Here is a 20,304-nt window from a genome sequence, read left to right on the forward strand (position 1 = left end):
CTTGTGAGGATGGGGGGAGCCTCACCGGTTCCGCAGTGCACCCTTGGCGCCCGGCTTACACGGGCGGCGCGGGCATGTCATGCCGATTAGGGCAACAGGAGACATACGTTTGGCCATCGTCTACGACAGCTATCGCCAGGAACTGGCCGATTCGAGCTTGCCCCTTCTGGCAGCCGGTCAGCCCGGGCGCACCGTGGCGTGGCGCAATGGCGCTCCGATCAGCGCAGCGCAGTTTCTGGCCCACGTGCAGCAGGTCGCGGCGACGCTGCCGAGTGGCTCGGCTGCCGTCAACCTGTGTGAGGACCGATACGCGTTCCTCGTCGCCTTCTGCGCGATCGTCCTGCGCGGGCAAGCCAATCTTCTGCCCTCCTCGCGCGCGCCACAGGCGGTAACCGACGTCATGGCGGGCTATCCCGGAAGCTATGCCGTGGGTGAGCAGGCCCTTGAGCCGGCACCGCCCTCGTATCACCCGATGCCCACCCTGGTGGACCTGGCGCATGCGCCGACCTCTGTCGACGGATTCGTGGTGCCCCTCATTCCCGCAGACCAGGTGGTGGCCCTCGGCTATACCTCAGGCTCCACGGGCGTGCCCAAGTCCTATCCGAAGACCTGGCGGAGTTTCCATGCCAGCACAGCCGGCAACGTTCGCGTGCTGCACGCGCTGGTCGGCAAGCACTTCGACGTGGTCGCCACCGTGCCGCCTCAGCACATGTACGGCATGGAGATGTCGGTGCTCCTCCCGTTGCTGGGAGATGTCGCGGTCCATGCGGGACGGCCCTTCTTTCCTGCCGACGTGGCCGCCGCGTTGGCGCAAGTGCCTGGCCCCCGTGTCCTGATCATCACGCCGATCCACCTTCGTGCATTGGTCGAATCGGGCGTGACCCTGCCGCCGATCGCTGCCATGGTGTCGGCCACGGCACCGATGCCAGCCGAGCTCGCGCGCGAAGCCGAAACGCGATTTGGCGCGCCGTTGCTGGAGGTGTTCGGTTCGACCGAGACCTGTGTCATTGCCACGCGACGTGCTGCGGACGATGAGCCGTGGACCCTCTACGACGGTATCCACCTGCATCCTCAGCCCGACGGAACCGCGGTCGAGGCGCCTCAGCTCGACGGCCTGCTCACGCTGGCGGACATCGTCGTGCTGCAGGATGACGGACGCCGCTTCCGCCTGTGCGGCCGCCATGCCGACTTGCTTGAAATTGCGGGCAAACGCGCATCCCTGGGCGATCTCACGCGTCGCCTGCTCGCCATTCCTGGTGTGCTCGATGGCGTGATGCTGCAACTTGATGGCGACGTCATCGGCGTCAAACGCGTTGCTGCTCTGGTAGTCGCTCCCGATCTGGACGAGCAGACCATCCTGAACCGGCTTCGCGAATCGGTTGAGCCGCTTTTCCTCCCCCGTCCCCTTCGCCTGGTTTCCGCGCTGCCTCGCAATGAAACCGGCAAGCTTCCTCGCGCAGAGCTGATGGCCATGCTTGAAAAAGCTGGCTGAACGAGGTTGTCCGGTTCCTGCCGCCGAGGTCTGTTGAGACAAACCCGCCAGGCCAACGAAAACCTGCCTGCTCGCGATAGTGATGCAGGGGCGACGCCACAAGACGGTCCGCGCCATTCGCGCGGCCACCCATTCCCATTCGAGACCGCATCACCCGTTGGACACCGGAAGCTGCGTGGCTTTCGCGGGATGACGGAGACGGCTGCGACGGTGGGCGACTCCTGACCTGCCCGGATCGGGTCGTCCGCATGGCGAATGCAGCGATCATCGCCAGACCGCCGGTCTCGGCGAGTCTTGAGCCGGAAGGTGCCCAACAACAGCAACGCATGAAGGGTCACGCCGCAGGGGAAGCCGGGCCAGAGAGCCGCAGACGGGGCGGCTTCGGGAGATCCAATCCACGGCGACACGTGGCGGCGATCGCCTGACAGGCGGACGCAAAACTGGCCGGTCCAGCACAGTCAGCCGCTACAATGGCGCGCTGCGTCAACGGGCGCCCAAAGAAGTGGAGCACGACATGAAGGTTCTGGTCATCGGCAACGGCGGGCGCGAACACGCCCTGGCGTGGAAGCTCAAGCAGTCGCCGCGGGTCAGTGAAGTCATCGTTGCCCCGGGCAATGCCGGCACGGCACGCGAACGGGGCGTGCGCAATGCCAATGTCGCCGTGACCGATATCGAGGGCTTGCTGAAGCTGGCGCGCGAGGAAAAGGTCGAACTCACCGTGGTGGGACCCGAAGTGCCGCTGGTGGCAGGTGTCGTGGACAAATTCCGCGCAGCTGGTCTGCGCATCTTCGGCCCGCGCGCCATTGCCGCTCAGCTGGAAGGGTCCAAGGCCTTTGCCAAGGATTTCCTGCTGCGCCATAACATCCCTACAGCCCACTATGCGGTCTTCACTCAGCTGGAGCCGGCGCTGGCTTATGTGCGCAAACATGGCGCACCGATCGTCATCAAGGCCGATGGCCTCGCGGCGGGCAAGGGCGTGGTCGTGGCACTCACGCTGGCCGATGCCGAACTGGCGCTGCATGACATGCTCGGTGCCCACAGCTTTGGTGATGCATCGGCCCGCGTGGTCATCGAGGAATTCCTCGAAGGCGAAGAAGCCAGCTACATTGTCATGAGCGATGGAAGTCACGCGCTGCCCATGGCCAGCAGCCAGGATCACAAGCGTCGCGACGAGGGCGATCTTGGCCCCAATACTGGCGGTATGGGCGCCTACTCGCCTGCGCCGGTTGTCACGCCGGACATCGAAAAGCGCATTCTCAAGGAAGTCATCGAACCGACCTTGCACGGCATGGCCGCGGAGGGCGCGCCCTTCATTGGATTCCTTTACGCGGGCCTGATGATCGACAAATCCGGCACGCCCAAGGTCATCGAATTCAACGTCCGCTTTGGTGACCCCGAAACGCAGCCCATCATGCTTCGCCTGAAGTCCGATCTTCTGGAGTTGATTGAGTCGGCGCTCGATGGCGAACTCCACCACACATCGATCCATTGGGATCAGCGTCCATCCATCGGCGTCGTCCTCGCTGCTGGCGGTTACCCGGGGAAGGTCCGTTCCGGTGATGCCATCGAAGGCCTCGATGCGCACTTCTCAGATGACGTGAAGGTTTTTCACGCCGGAACCCGAACCGACGCGGATGGCCGCTCAGTCACCGCGGGTGGCCGTGTTCTCACCGTCTGTGCACTGGGCAAAGACATCGCCGCGGCACGCGAAAACGCCTACGACGCGGTCGCGAAAATTCATTTCGACGGAATGTTCTGTCGCCGTGATATCGCACATCGAGCACTTCATCGCAGCTAAGCCAAGCCTGACAAAGGTCGCGAGGGGGCCGGCTCCAGCCACGAGCCGCTCCTTCCGCTGCCCAGGTCACCGACTCCCAGGCTTGTACCTCGCCCTCCGTGTTCTACGTGAAGGTGTGGTCTAACCCTCAGGCAAATCTGTCAGTACGTGCATTGCGCCGTTAGCGTGCAGCCGCCTGCGGATGTGGGGGTAGTCACAGACGTCATGCTCAAGGCGCGGGCCAGCCACGATAAGGCGCAGCACACCAGTGCCCGTATTGGTGAGCGAGTGCGCTGCGCCTAGACGTGCGAATCCCATGAAATCGCCCGCACCGACGGCAAAACGCTCATCATCAATCAAAGCCTCACCACATCCTTCCACGATGTAGATGCATTCCTCCTCGTAGTGATGCCGGTGATATTCCGTGGAATCCTTGCCTGGCGGAATGTCGATCAGGTGAAAACCAAACTGCGAGATACCGGTGGCGTCGGACAATGCACGCTTGTGGCGGAAAGATTCCGGATTAAGTGGATGGGCGTTGCTGACAGGCTCCATCTTCGCGATGGCATCGGCCTTCAGGAGCGATCGGGGATGACTCATGGGAGAAGCTCCGGACGTCACTGTGATGCCTCAGCATAGCCCCGGATCGGGGCGGCGGCCCATGGCCGCCGCCGGCGAGTCATGTTCAGGATCGTCTGGCGCTCATCGACGAACTCGACGTTCAGTACTCAGTGGGCCAACTTAAGTAGCGTGGAAGAAATCCATCCTTTGTTGCCTACGTCGTCCTCGACTTCCCACATGGCACCCTGCTTGTTGCCCGTTGGATACAGCAGTACGTCAGGCGTCACGTCACGAACCGACTTGCCTGAGCCATCTGCCCGCGATAACAGTTTGCCGGCCTTGTAGACAGTTACGGATTGTTTCGCGTTGGCCTCTTTGGCGTCATCCGGAAGCCCACCGAGCTGGCGCACGAGCTCTGTATATGCCTGCAAGTAGGCAAGCGCCGTCACCTGGCCCATTTCGGTGTTGGCGTAACCACCTACTGACGCGCTTCCCAGGCCGCCCGCACTGAAAAGACCTCCTGCCGCGCCGAAGCCTATGTCAGTCTTTTTGTAAGAGCCTTCGACCATCGCAACTTGTTCGGAACTGCGCACGTCGGTAACCGTCAGCACGACGTCTGCCGTGCGTGATCGAAAATTGATGCTGCCCAGCAGTGCGCCAGCGCCGCCTCCAATAAGTCCGCCAAGTGCCGCGGCACCGCCACCACCACCTGCATCGTTGTTGCTTGAAATGAAATCGGGAACCAGGATGTAGTCCGCGGCCTTGATCTGTCCCTTACCTACGGCGGACTGAACACGCAGCTGACCCTGGGAAGCGAGCTCGCGCTCTTTCATCGCGATGTCCATACCCACACCGCGATCAACCAGCTTGAAGCATCCAGACTTGCTTATGTAAACCTTGATCAGCTTCGATGGGGCCGGCAACTGTTTTTCTGTCCACCAGTGCTTTCCGCCATCCGGCTCATGGACTGCGATCGAACCCAGATTCCTGGAACACTTGGGGATCTGTGCGGACATTTCCTTACGCTGTTCCTGAGCGGACTTTGGTATGAGTTCGGCGCAACCCGTCATGGACAGGCACATTATGGCTGCCGCAGCGCAGCTGCGAACGGAGAACTGAGTACGTCTTTTCATCATCAATCCCTGAAGTAATGGAAGGAACTGCCTCGCTTGGCGTTTCCTGTACTGCGCTTGCGAAGTATGTCGACGCGCGAACTCGGACTACATCGGGAGGATTCGCGCGAACTCGACCTATGGAGCGTCTTTGAATGTCAGGATTCACCGAGGACGTGTAAGCGCCACGAGGGTCGCCGTCGAATGCGAAGGTCAGCCAGGAAATTCATGCTGAAGTTCGCGCAGACTTCCGTCCGAGACACCTTCGCGGAGCGCGACGGCGAATGCAGGATATGCGTGCCTGGCAGCACGCATTGCAGTCAGTAGGGATGACAGCGCTACATATTGCTGCGTACCGCACCATCGGCTCAGGGACTCCAGTTCGGCATGAGTCGCTTCGACGAGATCCAGCCCTTGAGACCGCCCGCGTCTTCAACCTGCCATACATGCCCCTTTCTCTGTCCCGTGGGGAACACGAGGGCGCCCGGTGGAATGATGGCGATGTCACGCCCACCGGTTGCCTTCGTCTTGAGCACGCTAAGCTTTTTCACCACGGCAGTAGGTCCCGTGAATTTCCGTATCGAGCCCGAGACCGAAGTGTCTGTAGTCTGTGTGCGATGGGGCGGGAGCGGCTCCGAAGCCCGTGCAGGGAACGCTGCGCTGACCAGAAGCGTCAGCAAGCATGCGAAAGCTCCGGCAATCGATTGGCAATGACTTCGTGGCATGACGAGACTTTGGGCCTGCGTTTCAGCGGTCATGTAGGGTTTCGGTCGCTCTCGGAGTGAACGCGTAGTTTCCTGGCATGGGTCGTATGTCGCATAGCGGCTCAATGCCTGGCTGCATGTCCGTCAAATCCCCATTTGCGTAAGTGATGTGCTGGTCAAATTGCAGCGAAGGCCCACGCGCGAATGGGCCATCACTTTCCGGGACCATCGCTCCAGACGGATGGACGCCCCTGTCCAGGTTCCGGAGAATGCAACGTCAGGCGGATCATCGCGGTCGGCGGGTCTGCGCCCGATACAACTTCCCGCTACGCTATGGCCAGCCGAACCCGTCGAGGAAACGCATGAGTCAGTTCGCCCTTTTAGGCAGTCGCCGGTTCTTGCCATTTTTCCTGACGCAGGCGCTGGGTGCGTTCAATGACAACGCCTTCCGGAACGCCATGGTCATGCTGGTGGCATTTCAGATGTCACTGGATGACCAAACCGTGTCGCTGTACACAAATCTCGCGCCGGCATTGTTCATCCTGCCATTCTTCCTGTTTTCCGCGACGGCGGGTCAGCTCGCGGAGAAGTACGAGAAAACGCGCATCATCCGCTACATCAAGCTCTTCGAGATCGCGGCCATGGTGATTGCTGCCGTGGGTTTCATCACGCATCACACGACGTTGCTGCTCGTCGTCCTGTTTCTCATGGGTATGCATTCGACGGCGTTCGGACCAATTAAGTACGCGATCCTTCCGCAAGCGCTCAAGGCCCAGGAGTTGGTTGGCGGCAACGGCCTGGTGGAGACCGGAACACAGCTGGCCATGCTCATTGGCATGATCGCCGGCAGCGCGCTCATGCTGATCGCTGGTGTCGGTCCGGTCGCGGCTTCGTGCGCGACGATTTTCATCGCCCTCATGGGGTACTTCGCCAGTCGCGCCATTCCCCTTGCTCCTGCAACCGCGCCAAACCTGAAGTTCAGCTGGAATCCCTTCACTGAAACATCGAAAGTACTCAAGCTGACGCGCGACGATGCGGCTGTGTTCAATGCCGTGCTCGGCATTTCATGGTTCTGGTTCTTCGGCACGGTGCTGATTGCGCAGCTGCCCAATTACACGCGCATGAACCTCGGCGGCGACGGCACGGTAAACATGCTGGTGCTGACACTGTTCTCGATAGGGACGGGAGTCGGGTCGCTCCTGTGCGAGCGAATGTCGGGTCGCCGCGTCGAAGTGGGGCTTGTTCCACTCGGGGCATTCGGACTGACCCTTTTCGGGGTCGATCTATTCTTCGCCCGGTCGGGCCTGGCAACGGCGCATGGGCTGAACTGGCTGAGCTTCCTTCACAGTACCGGTAGTTGGCGCATCGCCTTCGACCTGACGATGATCGGTGTCTTCGCCGGCTTCTACGTCGTCCCCCTCTTTGCGTTCGTACAAAGCAGGACGCCGCCAGACAGGCTCTCGCGCGTTATCGCTGGAAACAACATTCTCAACGCGTTGCTGATCTGTCTCGCATCGGGCTTTGGGCTGGCACTGTCCGCCGCAGGTCTGCATCCGGCGCAAATCTTCCTCGCGACTGCCATTCTCAATGTCGCCGTCGCGGTTTACATCTTTACCCTTGTGCCTGAATTCTTGATGCGGTTCATCACCTGGATCCTGGTGAATACGCTCTATCGGGTGCGCGTGGACGGGACGCAGAACATTCCCGAAGAGGGCGCTGCGATACTCGTGTGCAACCACGTCAGCTACATGGATGCACTGTTGTTGATGGCCAATCTGCGTCGCCCCGTCCGCTTTGTCATGTACTACAAGATATTCGACATTCCATTGCTGAAATTCGTCTTCCGCACCGCAAAGGCCATCCCCATTGCGGGTCAGAAGGAGGATCCGGAAATCCTTCAAAAGGCTTATGAGGAGATCGACGCAGCGCTTGCCGATGGGCAGCTGGTCTGCATTTTCCCGGAGGGAGGGCTAACGAAGGATGGTGCCATGGCGCATTTCAAGCCGGGGGTCTTGCGAGTGCTCGACCGTCGACCGGTACCTGTCATTCCCATGGCATTGCGGGGACTGTGGGGAAGCGTGTGGAGCCGTCGCGATACGATGCTCCACCGTGCCCGCGTCCCACGTCGGTTCAGGGCGCGTGTAGAGCTGGTCGTCGGTCCGTCGATCGCTCCGGACTCAGTGCGGATGGATGCCATGGAAGAGCGTGTTCGTCAGTTGCGTGGCGATATGGCCTGATCGCTTTGGCTTGATTTGGGCGCGACCAACATGTCATCGACGATGGATGTGGCGAAGGGCATGCAAGGCGCGCCGCCCGCGCTCGTTAGCTCATCCAGCCCGCAATCACGATCAACGCGACGACGCTCAACCAGGCGAGTAGCGCGCGGACGAAGGCGCTGCGCAGTCGCTTCAGCTCGGCCAGGACATCGCTGCGCTCTTCGGCGTACCCATCGCCAGCTTCGATATCGACCTGGATATCGGCACGTGCGGCGGCACCCAGGAAGCCGGGGCCGTCGCGCAGCCAGCTGCCGGGAATGGCCTGGCGATGCCACTCCTTCCACGCATGCACGACAGCATCCCAGTGGCCCACAAGGGCGAGGGTGAAAACGAGCAGCTGCGCGGGCAGCCAGTCCATGAAATGAGCGATGGCGCGCGAAGTGGATTTTGCTTCCGGATCCAGATCGAACGGGCCGCGCGCCAGGGTCTGCGCGAGTCGGTACAGCAGCGCGCCCGCGGGACCGAGAATGAAGAACCACAGCAGCACGCCAAAGCGGCGCCGCAGCGCGGCGTAGGCAACGGCTTCGCCGACCGCGATGGCGTTCCACGCGATCGGTTCGCCGTCATCGGTTAGCGATTGCACGGCGGCTTGCTGGCTTGCTCCATCCGGCGCGCGCAGGATCGCCTCCAGGTCGGCCTCGTAAGCGTGAGGTCCGAAGGCATACAGCAGCACAACCAGCGCGAATGCCAGCCGGAACAGGTCGGCCATCGGCAGAAGGCCAATCAACCACAGTGCGAGCAAACAAAGGGCTACCGGAACCAGTAGCGCAAGGAGCACGCGCCCCGTTCCCGAGGTGTCACCAATTTGCGTCACCCAGCGGCGAAAACCGCCATCGCCACGCCAGTGCGCAAGGTGGGGCTGCAGGTGGAGCAGACCGATGGCGATGAGGGCGGCGAGCAGACTGACGGCCATGCGAAGACTCCCGTACGTTGCTGGCATTGTAGCCGCGGGCTGGCTCGCTGGGCACGTCGGGTGTGAGGGCGACGCGTTCGGCTTCAGACCGCGGCGGATGCCTGTGTCGTTGTTGCTCGATCAGTCACGCGCGCTAGCTGGACGAATATCGCAGCGCGGGCGCCGGCAGTGCCCCATCGGTGACGCGCTGCGCTGCTGAGCATCACTTATGTTGCTTCGCTGTTCCGCCTGCCCAGTAGTGCGCCACGCTCAGTGATGGCTACTCACGGCTGGACTCACCCGGCCGGGCGAATCAACCAAGCCGGAAACACTACCGCGACCTGGCGGATGGACGGCGACTCATGGGGATGAGCACTCAGGCCACCGGACGTTCGGCGCGCGCAGCGCGGGCGTCCCTCACTGCGGATTCAAGTTCGACGCCGGCGCGCATCTTCAACCAGTCCGATAACAAGCGATAGGACACCGAAAGCGGTGGCGATGGCAGAAAGCTTCCATCGGCGAGCCCGTCGAGAATCTGGGTGGGCGTAAACCAGCGGGCCTCTTCCAGCTCGTCGTCACGCAGACGGATCTCCGGTGAGAGTGCCTTGGCGAAGAAGCCCACCATCAGTGACGCCGGCAGCGGCCACGGTTGCGACGAATGGTAGAAAACATCACCGACGGCGACGCCGGATTCCTCGGCGACTTCACGTCGCACCGCGTCTTCCAGCGCCTCGCCCGGCTCGATGAATCCGGCAAGCGTCGAGTATCGCCCTTTGGGCCAGCCGGCCTGGCGCCCGAGCAAGCACGCGCCCTCATGCTCTACGAGCACGATGATGGCTGCGTCGGTGCGCGGGAAATGCAGGCGGCCACATGAGGGATTGTTGCATTGGGCGCGATGGCCCGCGGCCACCATGACCAACTCGGTGCCGCAGCGGGCGCAATGAAGCGTCTCGCGTTGCCAGTGCGCCAGGCCTTTGGCATAGGCGAATAGCGCGGCTTCATCCGCAGGCAGTTGCAGCCCCGCATCACGAAGTCCTGCGCGCTGGGCATGGAGCGATTCCGCCAAACTGCCTGCGCGTTCCACGTCATCGACGGCAATCATGAAGTGCGGTCGCCCGTGGGCGATGCCCAGGAGACTGGCGCGATGATCGCCAAGCAGGCGTTCCCGTTCGGCGGCGGTCAACCAGCGCAGCAGCATGTCATCGCGCTGCACGAAGGTCTCGCCCAGCGGATCGATCACGATGAAACGTGCGCCAGCCGAAGCAGCGAGGTCGTTGACCCAGGCCGTGTCCTCGCGCCGTTCAGCCACGCGATCAAGCACCAGGCTGAGCCCGGCGAACGTGTTGGGCCGCGGCGGTGCGATCGGGGTCATGGGATGCCGTTCAGGCCGAGAATGACGAGCCGCAGCCGCAGGTGGTTTTGGCGTTTGGATTGCGGATCACGAACTGCGAGCCACTGAGGCTTTCCGCATAGTCGATTTCCGCGCCCATCAGGTACTGCAGCGACAGCGGATCGACCAGCAGGGTGACGCCTTCGCGCTCAAGCGCCAGGTCGTCCTCTGCCTGGGCTTCATCAAACGTGAAACCGTACTGGAAGCCGGAACATCCGCCGCCAGAAATGTAGACGCGCAGCTTCAGTGCCGGATTGCCCTCTTCAAGGATCAATTCGTGCACTTTGTGCGCAGCCGCTTCGGTAAACACCAGGGGTGCGCCGGTGCTGCGGTAATCGGGAACGGTAGGAAAGGGGACGACGGTATCCATGTGCTGCTTTATGGGGCCGCTGAGCGTTGGCTGCAAGGATACCGCGCCTGGACGGGCAGGGTGTCGCCCGCTGGTTGAGATGGTCAGCTTGGTGCCTCGCCCCGTCAGGCCATGCCCTCCATGGCGCCAGGCAGGCCAATTCAGGCCGGGACGGCGTCATCCAGGCCCAGTGCCGCCACCGGATCTTCCTGAGGGCGGGTAATCTGGTGCGACATCCGTCCATTCACCTGCGCACCGGCTGCCATTTCCAGCAGGTTGTAGCTGACGTCGCCCGAGATCCTTGCCTGGGGAGCCAGCTCCAGCTTCTCGCTCACGACGATGTTGCCCTGCACCGGCCCATTGATGACCGCGTGGGGAACGCGAATGTCGCCCTTGATGTGGCCCGATTCGCTAAGGGTAAACACGGCGTCGGAACCCTCGCCGATAACGGAGCCTTCCACGCGCCCATCCAGGTGCAGTGCGCCGCTGAAGCGCAGATCCCCCGTAACGGTCGTGCCGCGGGCGATGAGGCTGGTGTCATGGCTGTGGTCGGGCTGGGCGCGGTCGTTGCGCTTACGGCTTAGCATCGGTTTCCCCTTCGGTCTTTGTCATGGCACCAGCCAGAGCATCGCTCCACGCCACCGTGCGGGTGACGGGCGATCCGCCATCGGGCGTGACATCGATCCGGATTCGGTTCGGTCGCACGTCGGCCGGCAGCACGATGGTGGCGTGCAATTGCTGGAAATACTTAAGCTTGAAGGGAATCCCTTCCTTCTGCGCGGCATCGCCCAGGCTTGCCCACGGCAACTGGACCACCTTGTTTGCGCGCAGCCCTTCCACGGTAACGGTGGCGATGCCAGCGATATCGTCGTTGCGGCGGGCGTTCTGGGTGAGACTGACCGAGAGGTTCCATCCGCGCGTCCCCTCGATCGGACGCAAGCGAATTTCCTGGACGCGTACGCCCTCCTTCTGCGTGTCACTGCCCACCAGGCGGGCGTAGAAACCCAGATCGGCGCGCAAGCCGCTGATTTCTTCCTCGCGCTCCGTAAGGGAGCTGCGCAGCGACTGCTGCGCGATATCGGACACCTGGTTCGCGCGCTGCAGGTTGGCGACCTGCTGCTGCAGGGATTCGTTCTGGTCAGTCAGGGCGCGCACCTGCCGGTGCTCGCTGGCCGTGGGGGTGCCGCTGTGCACGGCCAGGCCAACGATCCATCCCGTCGCCACCATGCTGACCAGCCACGCACCGCCCAGCCACCACCAGCGACGCCGCGGAACGGCAGCGTCATGGGGGCGCACGACAAAGCGCGGTGGTGGGCGAGAAGCCATGCTTGGCCCCGATTCGGCAAAACCCTGATATAGCCTTGAGTTGCCGGGAGCGTCAAGGAATCGCCGCACGCTTCAGATCGGCGTGCGGCGCATTCGGAAAGCTCTTACGAAATTATTACGTCGACGTCTCAGCTCGACATCTTGCTCTGCAGATAGCGCTCGGCGCCGATGTCCTTGACCAGACTCTGCTGGGTCTCGAGCCAGTCGATGTGCTCTTCCTCGTCATGGAGGATGTTCTTGAAGATGTCGCGGCTGACGTAGTCGGCGATGCCTTCGCTGTAAGCAATGGCTTCGCGCAGGTCCTTGACGGCCATGATCTCCAGGTCGAGGTCGCCTTGAATGCACTCCAGCACGTTCTCGCCAATGCGAAGCTTGCCGAGGTGCTGCAGGTTGGGCAGACCTTCGAGGAACAGAATGCGTTCGATCAGATGATCGGCGTGCTTCATTTCCTCGATCGACTCTTTGTACTCATGCTCGGCCAGTTCCTTGTATCCCCAGTCCTTGAACATGCGGTAATGCAGGAAGTACTGGTTGATGGCCGTGAGTTCGTTATAGAGCACCTTGTTGAGGAACTCGATGACCTTGGCGTCGCCTTTCATTGTTGTTCTCCATGCAGCTTGGCCGACCGACTATACGAAGTTCGATCGTGCGATGACGGAACGCGAATGGAAATGGTTCGCCACAACGAAAGCCGCGCTCCCGCCGGAAGCACGGCTGACCAAACTACCTCGGGGAATGCTCTTAAGCCGTGACGATCGGCAAGGTCATCATGACCTGGTCGACGGCTTTGCTCAGGGTGGAGCGGGCTTCCTGCTCGCAGCAACCGCAGCAATCGGAACAGCCCGTGCGAGCCTGGAGCTCGGCAAAGCTATGCACGCCATCGGCCGCGGCGCGGCGGATGTCGTGGTCGGTGACGGCGTTGCACATGCAGATATACATGGCGCGCATTCGAACGCAAATGCGAATGATTGTCAACAATCTTCACATTGCCTGAGATCGGCCGTTCAGGCGGCCTCGCGGCCCTTGGTCGGCGGGCCGCCTGGATCGTCATGGGGCAGCGGGCCCAGCTCGAGGCTCAGCAGGGTTTCCACCAGCGGGGCAAACTGGCGAAGTGCCCGCTCGTAGACCTGGCGCTTGAAGTTCACCACGTGGTTGGCCGGGTACCAGAAATCCACCCAGCGCCAGATGTCGAACTCCGGCTTTTCGCTGGCATCCAGGCGCAGGGCGTCTTCGCCCCCGACCAGGCGCAGCAGGAACCAGACCTGCTTCTGGCCGATGCAGGTGGGGCGCTGGTGGTGGCGGATATAGCGGCTCGGAAGCTTGTAGCGCAGCCAGCCGCGCGTACTGCCAATGACTTCGACGTGCCCCGGGCACAGTCCGGTTTCTTCTTCCAGCTCGCGGTACATGGCCTCAAGCGGGGTTTCGTCGCTGCGCATGCCGCCCTGGGGAAACTGCCAGCCATCACGATTGACGCGGCGCGCCCAGAACAGGCGGCCGTCGGCGTTCAGCAGCACGATGCCCACATTGGGTCGGTAGCCATCGACGTCGATCATGTCTTCTCCTGGGGGCTTACGGCGTTACGGTCGATCGGCAACACCTTGTTCCCGTGGACGATTCAACCACAGCGCGCAAATCGTCAGCAAGCGAAGGCTTGAACGTGATTCCAATCCACTTTAAACTGCCGGGCCCTCGCCGGGGTCAACCTATGACTCCGCACTGCAGGAATCCGTGGCTAGGTAGCTCAGCTGGTCAGAGCGCGGCACTCATAATGCTGAGGTCGGCGGTTCGATCCCGCCTCTAGCCACCATTTTCCTTCGCTTGGTTTTTTCCCTGGTTTCCGTGCATTCCCTCCGGTCGGCCCCGTGTCGCGGCGCTCATCGGGCGTGAACGGATCTCGACGATAGAATTCGGCCCATGCACATCTTCAAGCTGTTCCATATCGAAGCCGCCCATCGCCTGCCCCACGTGCCGGAAGGCCACAAGTGCGCGCGCCTGCATGGCCATTCGTTCCGTGTGGAAATCCATGTGAGCGGCGAGCCCGATCCGAAGCTCGGCTGGGTGATGGATTTCGCCGACGTCAAGGCGGCCTTCGCGCCGCTTTACGACCAGCTCGACCATCACTACCTCAACGACATCGAGGGCCTGGAGAATCCCACCAGCGAGATGCTGGCGCGCTGGATCTTTACCCGATTGTCGAAAGACCTCCCGGGTCTGGACAAGGTCGTGGTCCACGAGACCTGCACCTCCGGTGCAAGTTGTAGCCGTGACAGTTTCTGACGCGGCACAGCATTTCATCCGCTTGTCATAGTTCACTGTTTTACATGAACTTTTGAAGTTGGATCGATTCGTTCAGAAAAATTATATTGCACCGCACCAAACGGCTTGCTAGGCTTTGTCCTACCAACCCATCTTCCCGTGAGGGAGCAAGCCATGTCGCAGCAACTGAACACCCAGGTTTTCACCTACGCCAAGCAGTTCATCGATAACGCCTTCAAGGCGCAGTCGGTTGCACTGAGCAGCCTGGAGAAGGTCGTTTCCCTGCAGGTCCGCGCGCTGGAGAGCCAGTCGCAGTCCGCCGCCGATTTCATCAGCGACGCGTTCGAAACCCGCGACGCCGATGGCCTGCGTTCCCTGTGGGAAAAGGGCGCTGCCGTGGCTCGCGAGAACTCCGAGCGTGCCGTCGCCCTGACCCAGGAAATCGCCGCTATCTCCCAGAAGACCGCCGAGTCCCTGGGTGCGCTGGTGCAGGAGCAGCAGCAGGCCGCCAATGATGCCGTTGCCGCTCCGGTGGCTGCTGCCAAGAAGGCTGCTGGCGTCAAGTAATCGCTTTGCGTCGCGACCCCTCCGCGACGACCCAGGCCGGGCTGGCGACAGCCCGGCCTTTTTGTTGTCCGCGCACATCTGCGCGTCCTCTTCCAGTGCACAAAGTGTGAATTTCCGCTGGCGGGACAAGTTGTCGCAGGGTTTTCAGCTTGTCGCTCCAAAGACCCCGCTGATATACTTTTTCGGATTGAACCGTGGCCCGTCGCTGCATCGGTGCCGCCCAGTGCGAAACCGCGGGGACCTCACGTGCTCAACAGTCTTGCCTCTGGCCGCCGTCTTGCGCTGCGCATCGTCATGCTGCAGCTGGGAATGGCGGTTGTTTTAGGCCTCGTCTTCCTCACGCAGGGCGTCCGCAGTGGTATCGCGGCCGCCTCGGGTGCTGCCCTTGTGGCGCTGGGTACCGCGCTGCTTGCTGCGCGCGCCTTTGCAGGATATGGCGGTGGCGGCATGACCATGGGCCGCCTGTTGATGGGCATGGTTTTGAAATGGATCGCGATCGGCGGGGGGCTGATCCTGATCATGGGTAAATTCAAATTGCCGCCACTGGCCGCTATGACGGGGCTGGTGGCTGCGTACGCAATAAATCTGCTGGCATTCAGATTCAAGGGTTAACACATGGCAAGCGAGCCGCAGGGCGGACTGACTGAATATATCCAGCATCACCTTCACCACAACGTGGTGAGCTTTGGTGATGGCGCCTTCATGAAGCTGCACCTGGATTCCATCGTCGTTGCCTTCCTGCTGGGCGCGCTGTTCTGCCTGTGGTTCTGGCTGCGTGCCCGCAAGGCCACTTCGGGCGTGCCGTCCAAGGGTCAGGCCTTCGTCGAGCTCATCGTCGAGTTCGTCGATACCCAGGTGAAGGACACCTTCCACGGCGACCGCCGCACGGTCACGCCGCTGGCACTGTCGATCTTCATGTGGGTGACCTTCCTCAACGCGATGGACCTGCTGCCCCTCGACGCCCCGAGCTTCGCGGTCAAGGCCGCTGCCGGCGAAGAGGCCATGCACCACTCCTTCTTCCGCTGGGTGCCCACCGCCGACATCAACACCACCGTGGGCCTGGCCCTGTGCGTGTTCTTCATCGTGCTGGCCCATGGCATCAAGGCCAAGGGTGGCCTCGGCTTCGGCAAGGAGCTGCTGACTGCGCCGTTCCACGCACACAACCCGATCGTCGTTGCGATCCTGGTGCCGTTCAACTTCCTGCTCAACGTCGTCGAATACCTGTCTAAGCCGGTGTCGCTCGCCATGCGACTGTTCGGCAACATGTACGGTGGCGAGCTGGTGTTCATGCTGATCGCGGGCCTGTTCGCGGGCTGGATCAGCTTCCTGCCGGGTGTGATCTTCAACACCGCATGGGCGATCTTCCACATCCTGATCATCCTGCTGCAGGCGTTCATCTTCATGATGCTTACGATCGTGTACATCGCCACGGCACGTGAACATCACTGACGGTTGCTTTATCCGGTTTCGCTTTAATCCGCTTCGCCCTTAATCACCTTTAGAAAGATTTACAGGAGAACACCATGAATCTCGCCGAACTTCTTGCCCATGTGCAGGGCCTGACTGCCATCGCCATCGGCATCATCATTGGCCTGGGTGCCCTTGGCGCTTGCTTGGGCATCGCCATCATGGGTTCCAAGTTCCTTGAGTCGGCCGCTCGCCAGCCGGAACTGGTTCCGCTGCTGCAGGGTCGCATGTTCCTGCTCGCCGGCCTGATCGACGCCGCGTTCATTATCGGCCTGGCCGTCGCCCTGCTGTTCGCGTTCTCGAACCCGCTCACCGCCGTCATCCAGGCGGCTGTCGCTCACTAATCAGGCGCGACAGGAGTCGCCGCGGCGCAATGGCGCTGCGGCGATCGGCGGTTTAACGCGTTACCGGAGTTATTTGGAAAGCTCATGAATATCAACCTGACTTTCCTGGGCCAGATGGTCTCTTTTGCCATCCTGGTCTGGTTCACCACCAAGTTCATCTGGCCCCAGCTCAATGCTGCCATCGAAGAGCGCCAGAAGAAGGTTGCCGAAGGTCTGGCCGCCGCTGAAAAGGCGCGCGCCGAACTGAAGGACGCCGACGCCAAGGTCGCCATCGAGATCAAGCAGGCCCGTCAGCAGGCTGCCGAGATCGTCGAGAAAGCCCAGCAGCAGGCCAACCAGATTGTCGACAAGGCCCGCGAAGACGCGGTTGCCGAAGCCGCGCGTCTGAGGGCTGCCGCCGCCGACGAGATCGTGAGCATGCAGCAGCGTGCACGCGAAGAGCTCCGTGGCTGGGTTGGCCGTCTGGCCGTGCAGGGTGCGGAAAAGATCGTTCAGCGCGAAATCGACGCGTCGGCCCACAAGGCCATGCTCGACCAGCTCGCAGCCGAGATCTGATCCATGGCCCAGGCAATCACTCTCGCCCGTCCGTACGCACGCGCCGCTTTCGAAGTGGCGCATGCGGCCGGCTCGCTGGCTGCGTGGTCGCAAGCGCTGTCCTTTGCCGCCCTGGTGGCAAAGGACTCGCGCGTGGCTGACCTCGGCACCGATCCTCGCGTGACGCACGAGCAGCTCGTCGCCCTGCACCTGCCGCAAGGCATGGGCAGCGACACGCCGTTCGCGAAGTTCCTGGGCGAACTGGCTGCCAACCGCCGCATGGCGCTGCTGCCGGAAATCGCCGATCTGTTCGAAGAACTCAAGCGTGAATCGGAGTCGCAGCTGCTGGTGAAGGTCACCAGTGCGATGGCTCTCGATGCCGCCCAGTCCGAACAGCTCAAGGCCTCGCTGAAGCGTCGCTTCAAGCGCGACATCGAACTGGAAACCCAGGTCGATGCATCGCTGCTCGGCGGCGTGGTGATCGACACCGGCAGCGAAGTGATCGACGGCTCCATTCGCGGTCGCCTGCAGCGCCTCTCCGGCGCGCTGACGCACTGACACAAGTTTCAAATCACCGGGTGCCGCTAGCGCGGCGCGAACCCAAGGATAACGACCATGTCCAGCACCACCCTGAACCCGTCTGAGATCAGTGAACTGATCAAGACCCGCATCGAGCAGTTCAAGCTCGGCGCGGAAGCCCGCAACGAGGGCACGATCATCAGCGTGTCCGACGGTATCGTTCGCATCCACGGCCTGGCCGACGTGATGCAGGGCGAAATGATCGAACTGCCGGGCAACGCCTACGCCCTCGCGCTGAACCTCGAGCGTGACTCGGTGGGCGCGGTGGTGCTCGGTGAGTACCAGCACCTGCGCGAAGGCGACGTGGCCAAGACCACCGGCCGCATTCTCGAAGTGCCGACCGGTCCGGAACTGCTCGGTCGCGTCGTCGACTCGCTCGGCAACCCGATCGATGGCAAGGGTCCGATCCCGGCCAAGACCAGCTCGCCGATCGAAAAGGTCGCTCCGGGCGTGATCTGGCGTAAGTCGGTCGACCAGCCGGTGCAGACCGGTTACAAGTCCGTCGACTCGATGATCCCGATCGGCCGTGGCCAGCGTGAGCTGATCATCGGTGACCGTCAGACCGGCAAGACCGCGCTGGCCATCGACGCGATCATCAACCAGAAAGACTCCGGCATTAAGTGCATCTACGTCGCCATCGGCCAGAAGCGCTCGTCGATCGCCAACGTGGTGCGCAAGCTCGAAGAGCACGGCGCCCTCGCCAACACGATCATCGTGGTTGCTTCGGCTTCCGAGTCGGCCGCCCTGCAGTACATCGCGCCGTACTCCGGCTGCGCCATGGGCGAGTACTTCCGTGACCGCGGCGAAGACGCGCTAATCATCTATGACGATCTGTCCAAGCAGGCCGTGGCCTACCGCCAGATCTCGCTGCTGCTGAAGCGCCCGCCGGGCCGCGAAGCCTACCCGGGCGACGTGTTCTATCTCCACTCGCGTCTGCTCGAGCGCGCTGCCCGCGTGTCCGAGGAATACGTCGAGAAGTTCACCAACGGTGAAGTGAAGGGCAAGACCGGTTCGCTGACCGCGCTCCCGATCATTGAAACGCAGGCCGGCGACGTGTCCGCGTTCGTGCCGACCAACGTGATCTCGATCACCGACGGCCAGATCTTCCTGGAAACCGACCTCTTCAACGCCGGTATCCGTCCGGCCGTGAACGCCGGTATCTCGGTGTCGCGCGTGGGTGGTGCCGCCCAGACCAAGATCGTCAAGAAGCTGTCCGGCGGCGTGAAGCTGGCCCTGGCCCAGTTCCGCGAGCTGGCTGCGTTCGCGCAGTTCGCTTCGGACCTCGACCCGGCTACCCGCGCCCAGCTTGACCGCGGTCAGCGCGTCACCGAGCTGATGAAGCAGAAGCAGTACGCCCCGCTGTCGATCGCCGAGCTGGCTCTGTCGGTGTACGCCGCTGAAAAGGGCTACCTCGACGACCTGCCGGTCGACAAGGTGCTGCCGTTCGAGAAGGGCCTGCACGCCTTCATGCACCAGAACCACGGCGAGCTGATGAAGAAGCTCGTCGCCACCGGTGACTGGAACAACGACATCGAAGCGACTTTCAAGTCGTCGATGGACGAGTTCAAGAAGACGGGCAGCTGGTAAACGGCAAACCGTAAACGGTCAACGGGAGGAGCCGGTTCACACCATCTTCCCGTTGAGCCTGCGAAGCAGGTGGTCCCATCACCGTTTACAGCGCCGAAGGCGCGACTTAACTAAGCGAGCGTAGAGAATGGCAAGCGGACGCGAAATCAAAACCAAGATCAAGAGCACGCAGAACATGCGCAAGGTGACGCGCGCGCTCGAAATGGTCTCGGCCTCGAAAATCCGCAAGGCTCAGGACCTGATGAAGGCCTCGCGTCCTTATGCGCGCCAGATGCGCAAAGTGATCGCGCACGTGGCCCAGGCCAGCACCGACTTCAGCCATCCGTTCCTGCAGGAACGCGCGACGGTTGCGCGCGTGGCGTATGTGGTGGTGTCGACCGACCGCGGTCTTTGCGGTGGCCTGAACTCCAACCTCTTCCGCCGCATGCTGCCGGCCATCCGCGAGTGGCAGGACAAGGGCGTTGAAGTCGACGTGGTGGCGATCGGTCAGAAGGCCTCGCAGTTCTTCCGCCGCATCAAGGGCGTGAACCTCATCGGCAGCGTCACCCACCTGGGCGAGAAGCCCAAGCTCGAGCAGCTGGTGGGCGTGATCAAGGTCGTACTCGATGCGTTCACGGCCAACAAGGTCGATCGCGTGTTCCTGGCCTACAACGACTTCGTCAACACCATGACGCAGAAGCCGGCGCTCGATGCGCTGCTGCCGCTGCCGGTGGTGGCGTCGGAGATGGAAGCGTCCCAGGCGGCAGGCATCAAGCTCGAACAGTCGCACGACTGGGATTACATCTACGAACCCGATGCCGCGACCGTGCTGGAGCACGTGCTGACGCGTTACATCGAGTCCGTCGTGTACCAGGCCGTGATCGAAAACCTCGCCAGCGAGCACGCTGCGCGCATGGTGGCCATGAAGTCGGCCTCCGACAACGCGAGCAAGGTGATTGGCGAACTGACCCTGGTCTACAACAAGGCCCGTCAGGCCGCGATTACCCAGGAAATTTCCGAAATCGTCGGCGGTGCGGCGGCGGTCTAAGCGGTCTACGGTGGGTAGCGACTCGTCGCTGCCGGCTACTTACGAATTAACGCCCAGGCGCGTG

22 protein-coding genes and 1 tRNA gene are annotated in these 20,304 nt (G+C 62.1%); 13 read left to right on the plus strand and 10 right to left on the minus strand.

The genetic code is table 11. The annotated features are described in order from the left end of the window. The first annotated feature begins 109 nt into the window (after positions 1-109). Both EYV96_RS11305 and purD read left to right on the plus strand, forming a co-directional pair. Positions 110-1,492, plus strand: a complete 1,383-nt coding sequence (locus EYV96_RS11305; protein WP_131151668.1) for an AMP-binding protein — start codon at positions 110-112, stop codon at positions 1,490-1,492. A gap of 514 nt (positions 1,493-2,006) precedes the next feature. Continuing rightward, positions 2,007-3,290: a phosphoribosylamine--glycine ligase gene (gene purD, locus EYV96_RS11310; protein ID WP_131151669.1), complete on the plus strand. Its 1,284-nt coding sequence runs from the start codon at positions 2,007-2,009 to the stop codon at positions 3,288-3,290. A gap of 120 nt (positions 3,291-3,410) precedes the next feature. On the opposite strand, the gene EYV96_RS11315 is transcribed toward purD, so the two are convergent. Both EYV96_RS11315 and EYV96_RS11320 read right to left on the minus strand, forming a co-directional pair. Then, a complete protein-coding gene (locus EYV96_RS11315) occupies positions 3,411-3,869 on the minus strand; it encodes a cupin domain-containing protein (protein ID WP_131151670.1) in 459 nt (152 codons plus the stop codon). Between the two features lie 128 nt (positions 3,870-3,997). Next, the gene (locus tag EYV96_RS11320) at positions 3,998-4,846 is read right to left on the minus strand and encodes a CsgG/HfaB family protein (RefSeq protein WP_240732467.1); all 849 of its coding nucleotides are present in this window, start codon (positions 4,844-4,846) and stop codon (positions 3,998-4,000) included. A gap of 1,162 nt (positions 4,847-6,008) precedes the next feature. Here EYV96_RS11320 and EYV96_RS11325 point away from each other — a divergent pair. After that, positions 6,009-7,883, plus strand: a complete 1,875-nt coding sequence (locus EYV96_RS11325) for an MFS transporter (RefSeq protein WP_131151672.1) — start codon at positions 6,009-6,011, stop codon at positions 7,881-7,883. Positions 7,884-7,968: 85 nt separating this feature from the next. Here EYV96_RS11325 and EYV96_RS11330 read toward each other — a convergent pair whose 3' ends face one another. The 8 genes from EYV96_RS11330 to EYV96_RS11365 form a co-directional block, all read right to left on the minus strand. Further along, entirely contained in the window at positions 7,969-8,835 is an 867-nt protein-coding gene (locus EYV96_RS11330; protein ID WP_131151673.1) for a regulatory signaling modulator protein AmpE, read from the minus strand. 355 nt (positions 8,836-9,190) lie between these two features. Then, positions 9,191-10,186: an NAD(+) diphosphatase gene (gene nudC / locus EYV96_RS11335; RefSeq protein WP_131151674.1), complete on the minus strand. Its 996-nt coding sequence runs from the start codon at positions 10,184-10,186 to the stop codon at positions 9,191-9,193. A 10-nt stretch (positions 10,187-10,196) separates the two neighbouring features. Next, on the minus strand, positions 10,197-10,574 hold the full coding sequence (erpA, locus tag EYV96_RS11340; RefSeq protein WP_131151675.1) for an iron-sulfur cluster insertion protein ErpA: 378 nt from the start codon (positions 10,572-10,574) through the stop codon (positions 10,197-10,199). A gap of 140 nt (positions 10,575-10,714) precedes the next feature. Then, the gene (locus tag EYV96_RS11345; RefSeq protein WP_131151676.1) at positions 10,715-11,140 is read right to left on the minus strand and encodes a bactofilin family protein; all 426 of its coding nucleotides are present in this window, start codon (positions 11,138-11,140) and stop codon (positions 10,715-10,717) included. Next, positions 11,127-11,879 (minus strand): DUF6776 family protein, encoded by a 753-nt coding sequence (locus EYV96_RS11350; protein ID WP_131151677.1) that lies wholly within the window; start codon positions 11,877-11,879, stop codon positions 11,127-11,129. Before EYV96_RS11350 ends, EYV96_RS11345 begins: the two co-directional genes overlap by 14 nt. Positions 11,880-12,007: 128 nt before the next feature. Then, positions 12,008-12,478, minus strand: a complete 471-nt coding sequence (gene bfr / locus EYV96_RS11355; RefSeq protein ID WP_131151678.1) for a bacterioferritin — start codon at positions 12,476-12,478, stop codon at positions 12,008-12,010. Positions 12,479-12,620: 142 nt separating this feature from the next. Beyond that, positions 12,621-12,827 (minus strand): (2Fe-2S)-binding protein, encoded by a 207-nt coding sequence (locus tag EYV96_RS11360; RefSeq protein WP_131151679.1) that lies wholly within the window; start codon positions 12,825-12,827, stop codon positions 12,621-12,623. 56 nt (positions 12,828-12,883) lie between these two features. Continuing rightward, positions 12,884-13,432 (minus strand): RNA pyrophosphohydrolase, encoded by a 549-nt coding sequence (locus tag EYV96_RS11365; protein WP_131151680.1) that lies wholly within the window; start codon positions 13,430-13,432, stop codon positions 12,884-12,886. A gap of 177 nt (positions 13,433-13,609) precedes the next feature. On the opposite strand from EYV96_RS11365, the gene EYV96_RS11370 reads away from it, so the two are divergent. The 10 genes from EYV96_RS11370 (at position 13,610) to atpG (ending at position 20,240) form a co-directional block, all read left to right on the plus strand. Further along, positions 13,610-13,686: transfer RNA gene (locus EYV96_RS11370), tRNA-Met, on the plus strand. Positions 13,687-13,793: 107 nt separating this feature from the next. Then, on the plus strand, positions 13,794-14,156 hold the full coding sequence (gene queD / locus EYV96_RS11375; RefSeq protein WP_131151681.1) for a 6-carboxytetrahydropterin synthase QueD: 363 nt from the start codon (positions 13,794-13,796) through the stop codon (positions 14,154-14,156). Between the two features lie 153 nt (positions 14,157-14,309). Continuing rightward, positions 14,310-14,702 carry a phasin family protein gene (locus EYV96_RS11380; protein WP_131151682.1) on the plus strand — a complete coding sequence of 131 codons (393 nt, stop codon included), beginning with the start codon at positions 14,310-14,312 and terminating at the stop codon, positions 14,700-14,702. Positions 14,703-14,948: 246 nt separating this feature from the next. Further along, entirely contained in the window at positions 14,949-15,314 is a 366-nt protein-coding gene (locus tag EYV96_RS11385) for a hypothetical protein (protein WP_131151683.1), read from the plus strand. Positions 15,315-15,317: 3 nt separating this feature from the next. Further along, positions 15,318-16,151 carry a F0F1 ATP synthase subunit A gene (gene atpB / locus EYV96_RS11390; RefSeq protein ID WP_131151684.1) on the plus strand — a complete coding sequence of 278 codons (834 nt, stop codon included), beginning with the start codon at positions 15,318-15,320 and terminating at the stop codon, positions 16,149-16,151. Between the two features lie 74 nt (positions 16,152-16,225). Further along, positions 16,226-16,513 carry a F0F1 ATP synthase subunit C gene (gene atpE / locus EYV96_RS11395; protein WP_131151685.1) on the plus strand — a complete coding sequence of 96 codons (288 nt, stop codon included), beginning with the start codon at positions 16,226-16,228 and terminating at the stop codon, positions 16,511-16,513. Between the two features lie 84 nt (positions 16,514-16,597). Next, positions 16,598-17,068: a F0F1 ATP synthase subunit B gene (locus EYV96_RS11400; protein WP_131151686.1), complete on the plus strand. Its 471-nt coding sequence runs from the start codon at positions 16,598-16,600 to the stop codon at positions 17,066-17,068. 3 nt (positions 17,069-17,071) lie between these two features. After that, positions 17,072-17,605 (plus strand): F0F1 ATP synthase subunit delta, encoded by a 534-nt coding sequence (locus EYV96_RS11405; protein WP_131151687.1) that lies wholly within the window; start codon positions 17,072-17,074, stop codon positions 17,603-17,605. Between the two features lie 57 nt (positions 17,606-17,662). Beyond that, positions 17,663-19,213, plus strand: coding sequence for a F0F1 ATP synthase subunit alpha (gene atpA, locus EYV96_RS11410; protein ID WP_131151688.1), 1,551 nt, complete (start codon positions 17,663-17,665; stop codon positions 19,211-19,213). Positions 19,214-19,340: 127 nt separating this feature from the next. Then, positions 19,341-20,240: a F0F1 ATP synthase subunit gamma gene (gene atpG / locus EYV96_RS11415; protein ID WP_131151689.1), complete on the plus strand. Its 900-nt coding sequence runs from the start codon at positions 19,341-19,343 to the stop codon at positions 20,238-20,240. Positions 20,241-20,304: the final 64 nt, after the last annotated feature.

Origin of the sequence: Dyella terrae (assembly GCF_004322705.1) — a bacterium.
In the GTDB taxonomy this organism is placed as follows: domain Bacteria; phylum Pseudomonadota; class Gammaproteobacteria; order Xanthomonadales; family Rhodanobacteraceae; genus Dyella_D; species Dyella_D terrae.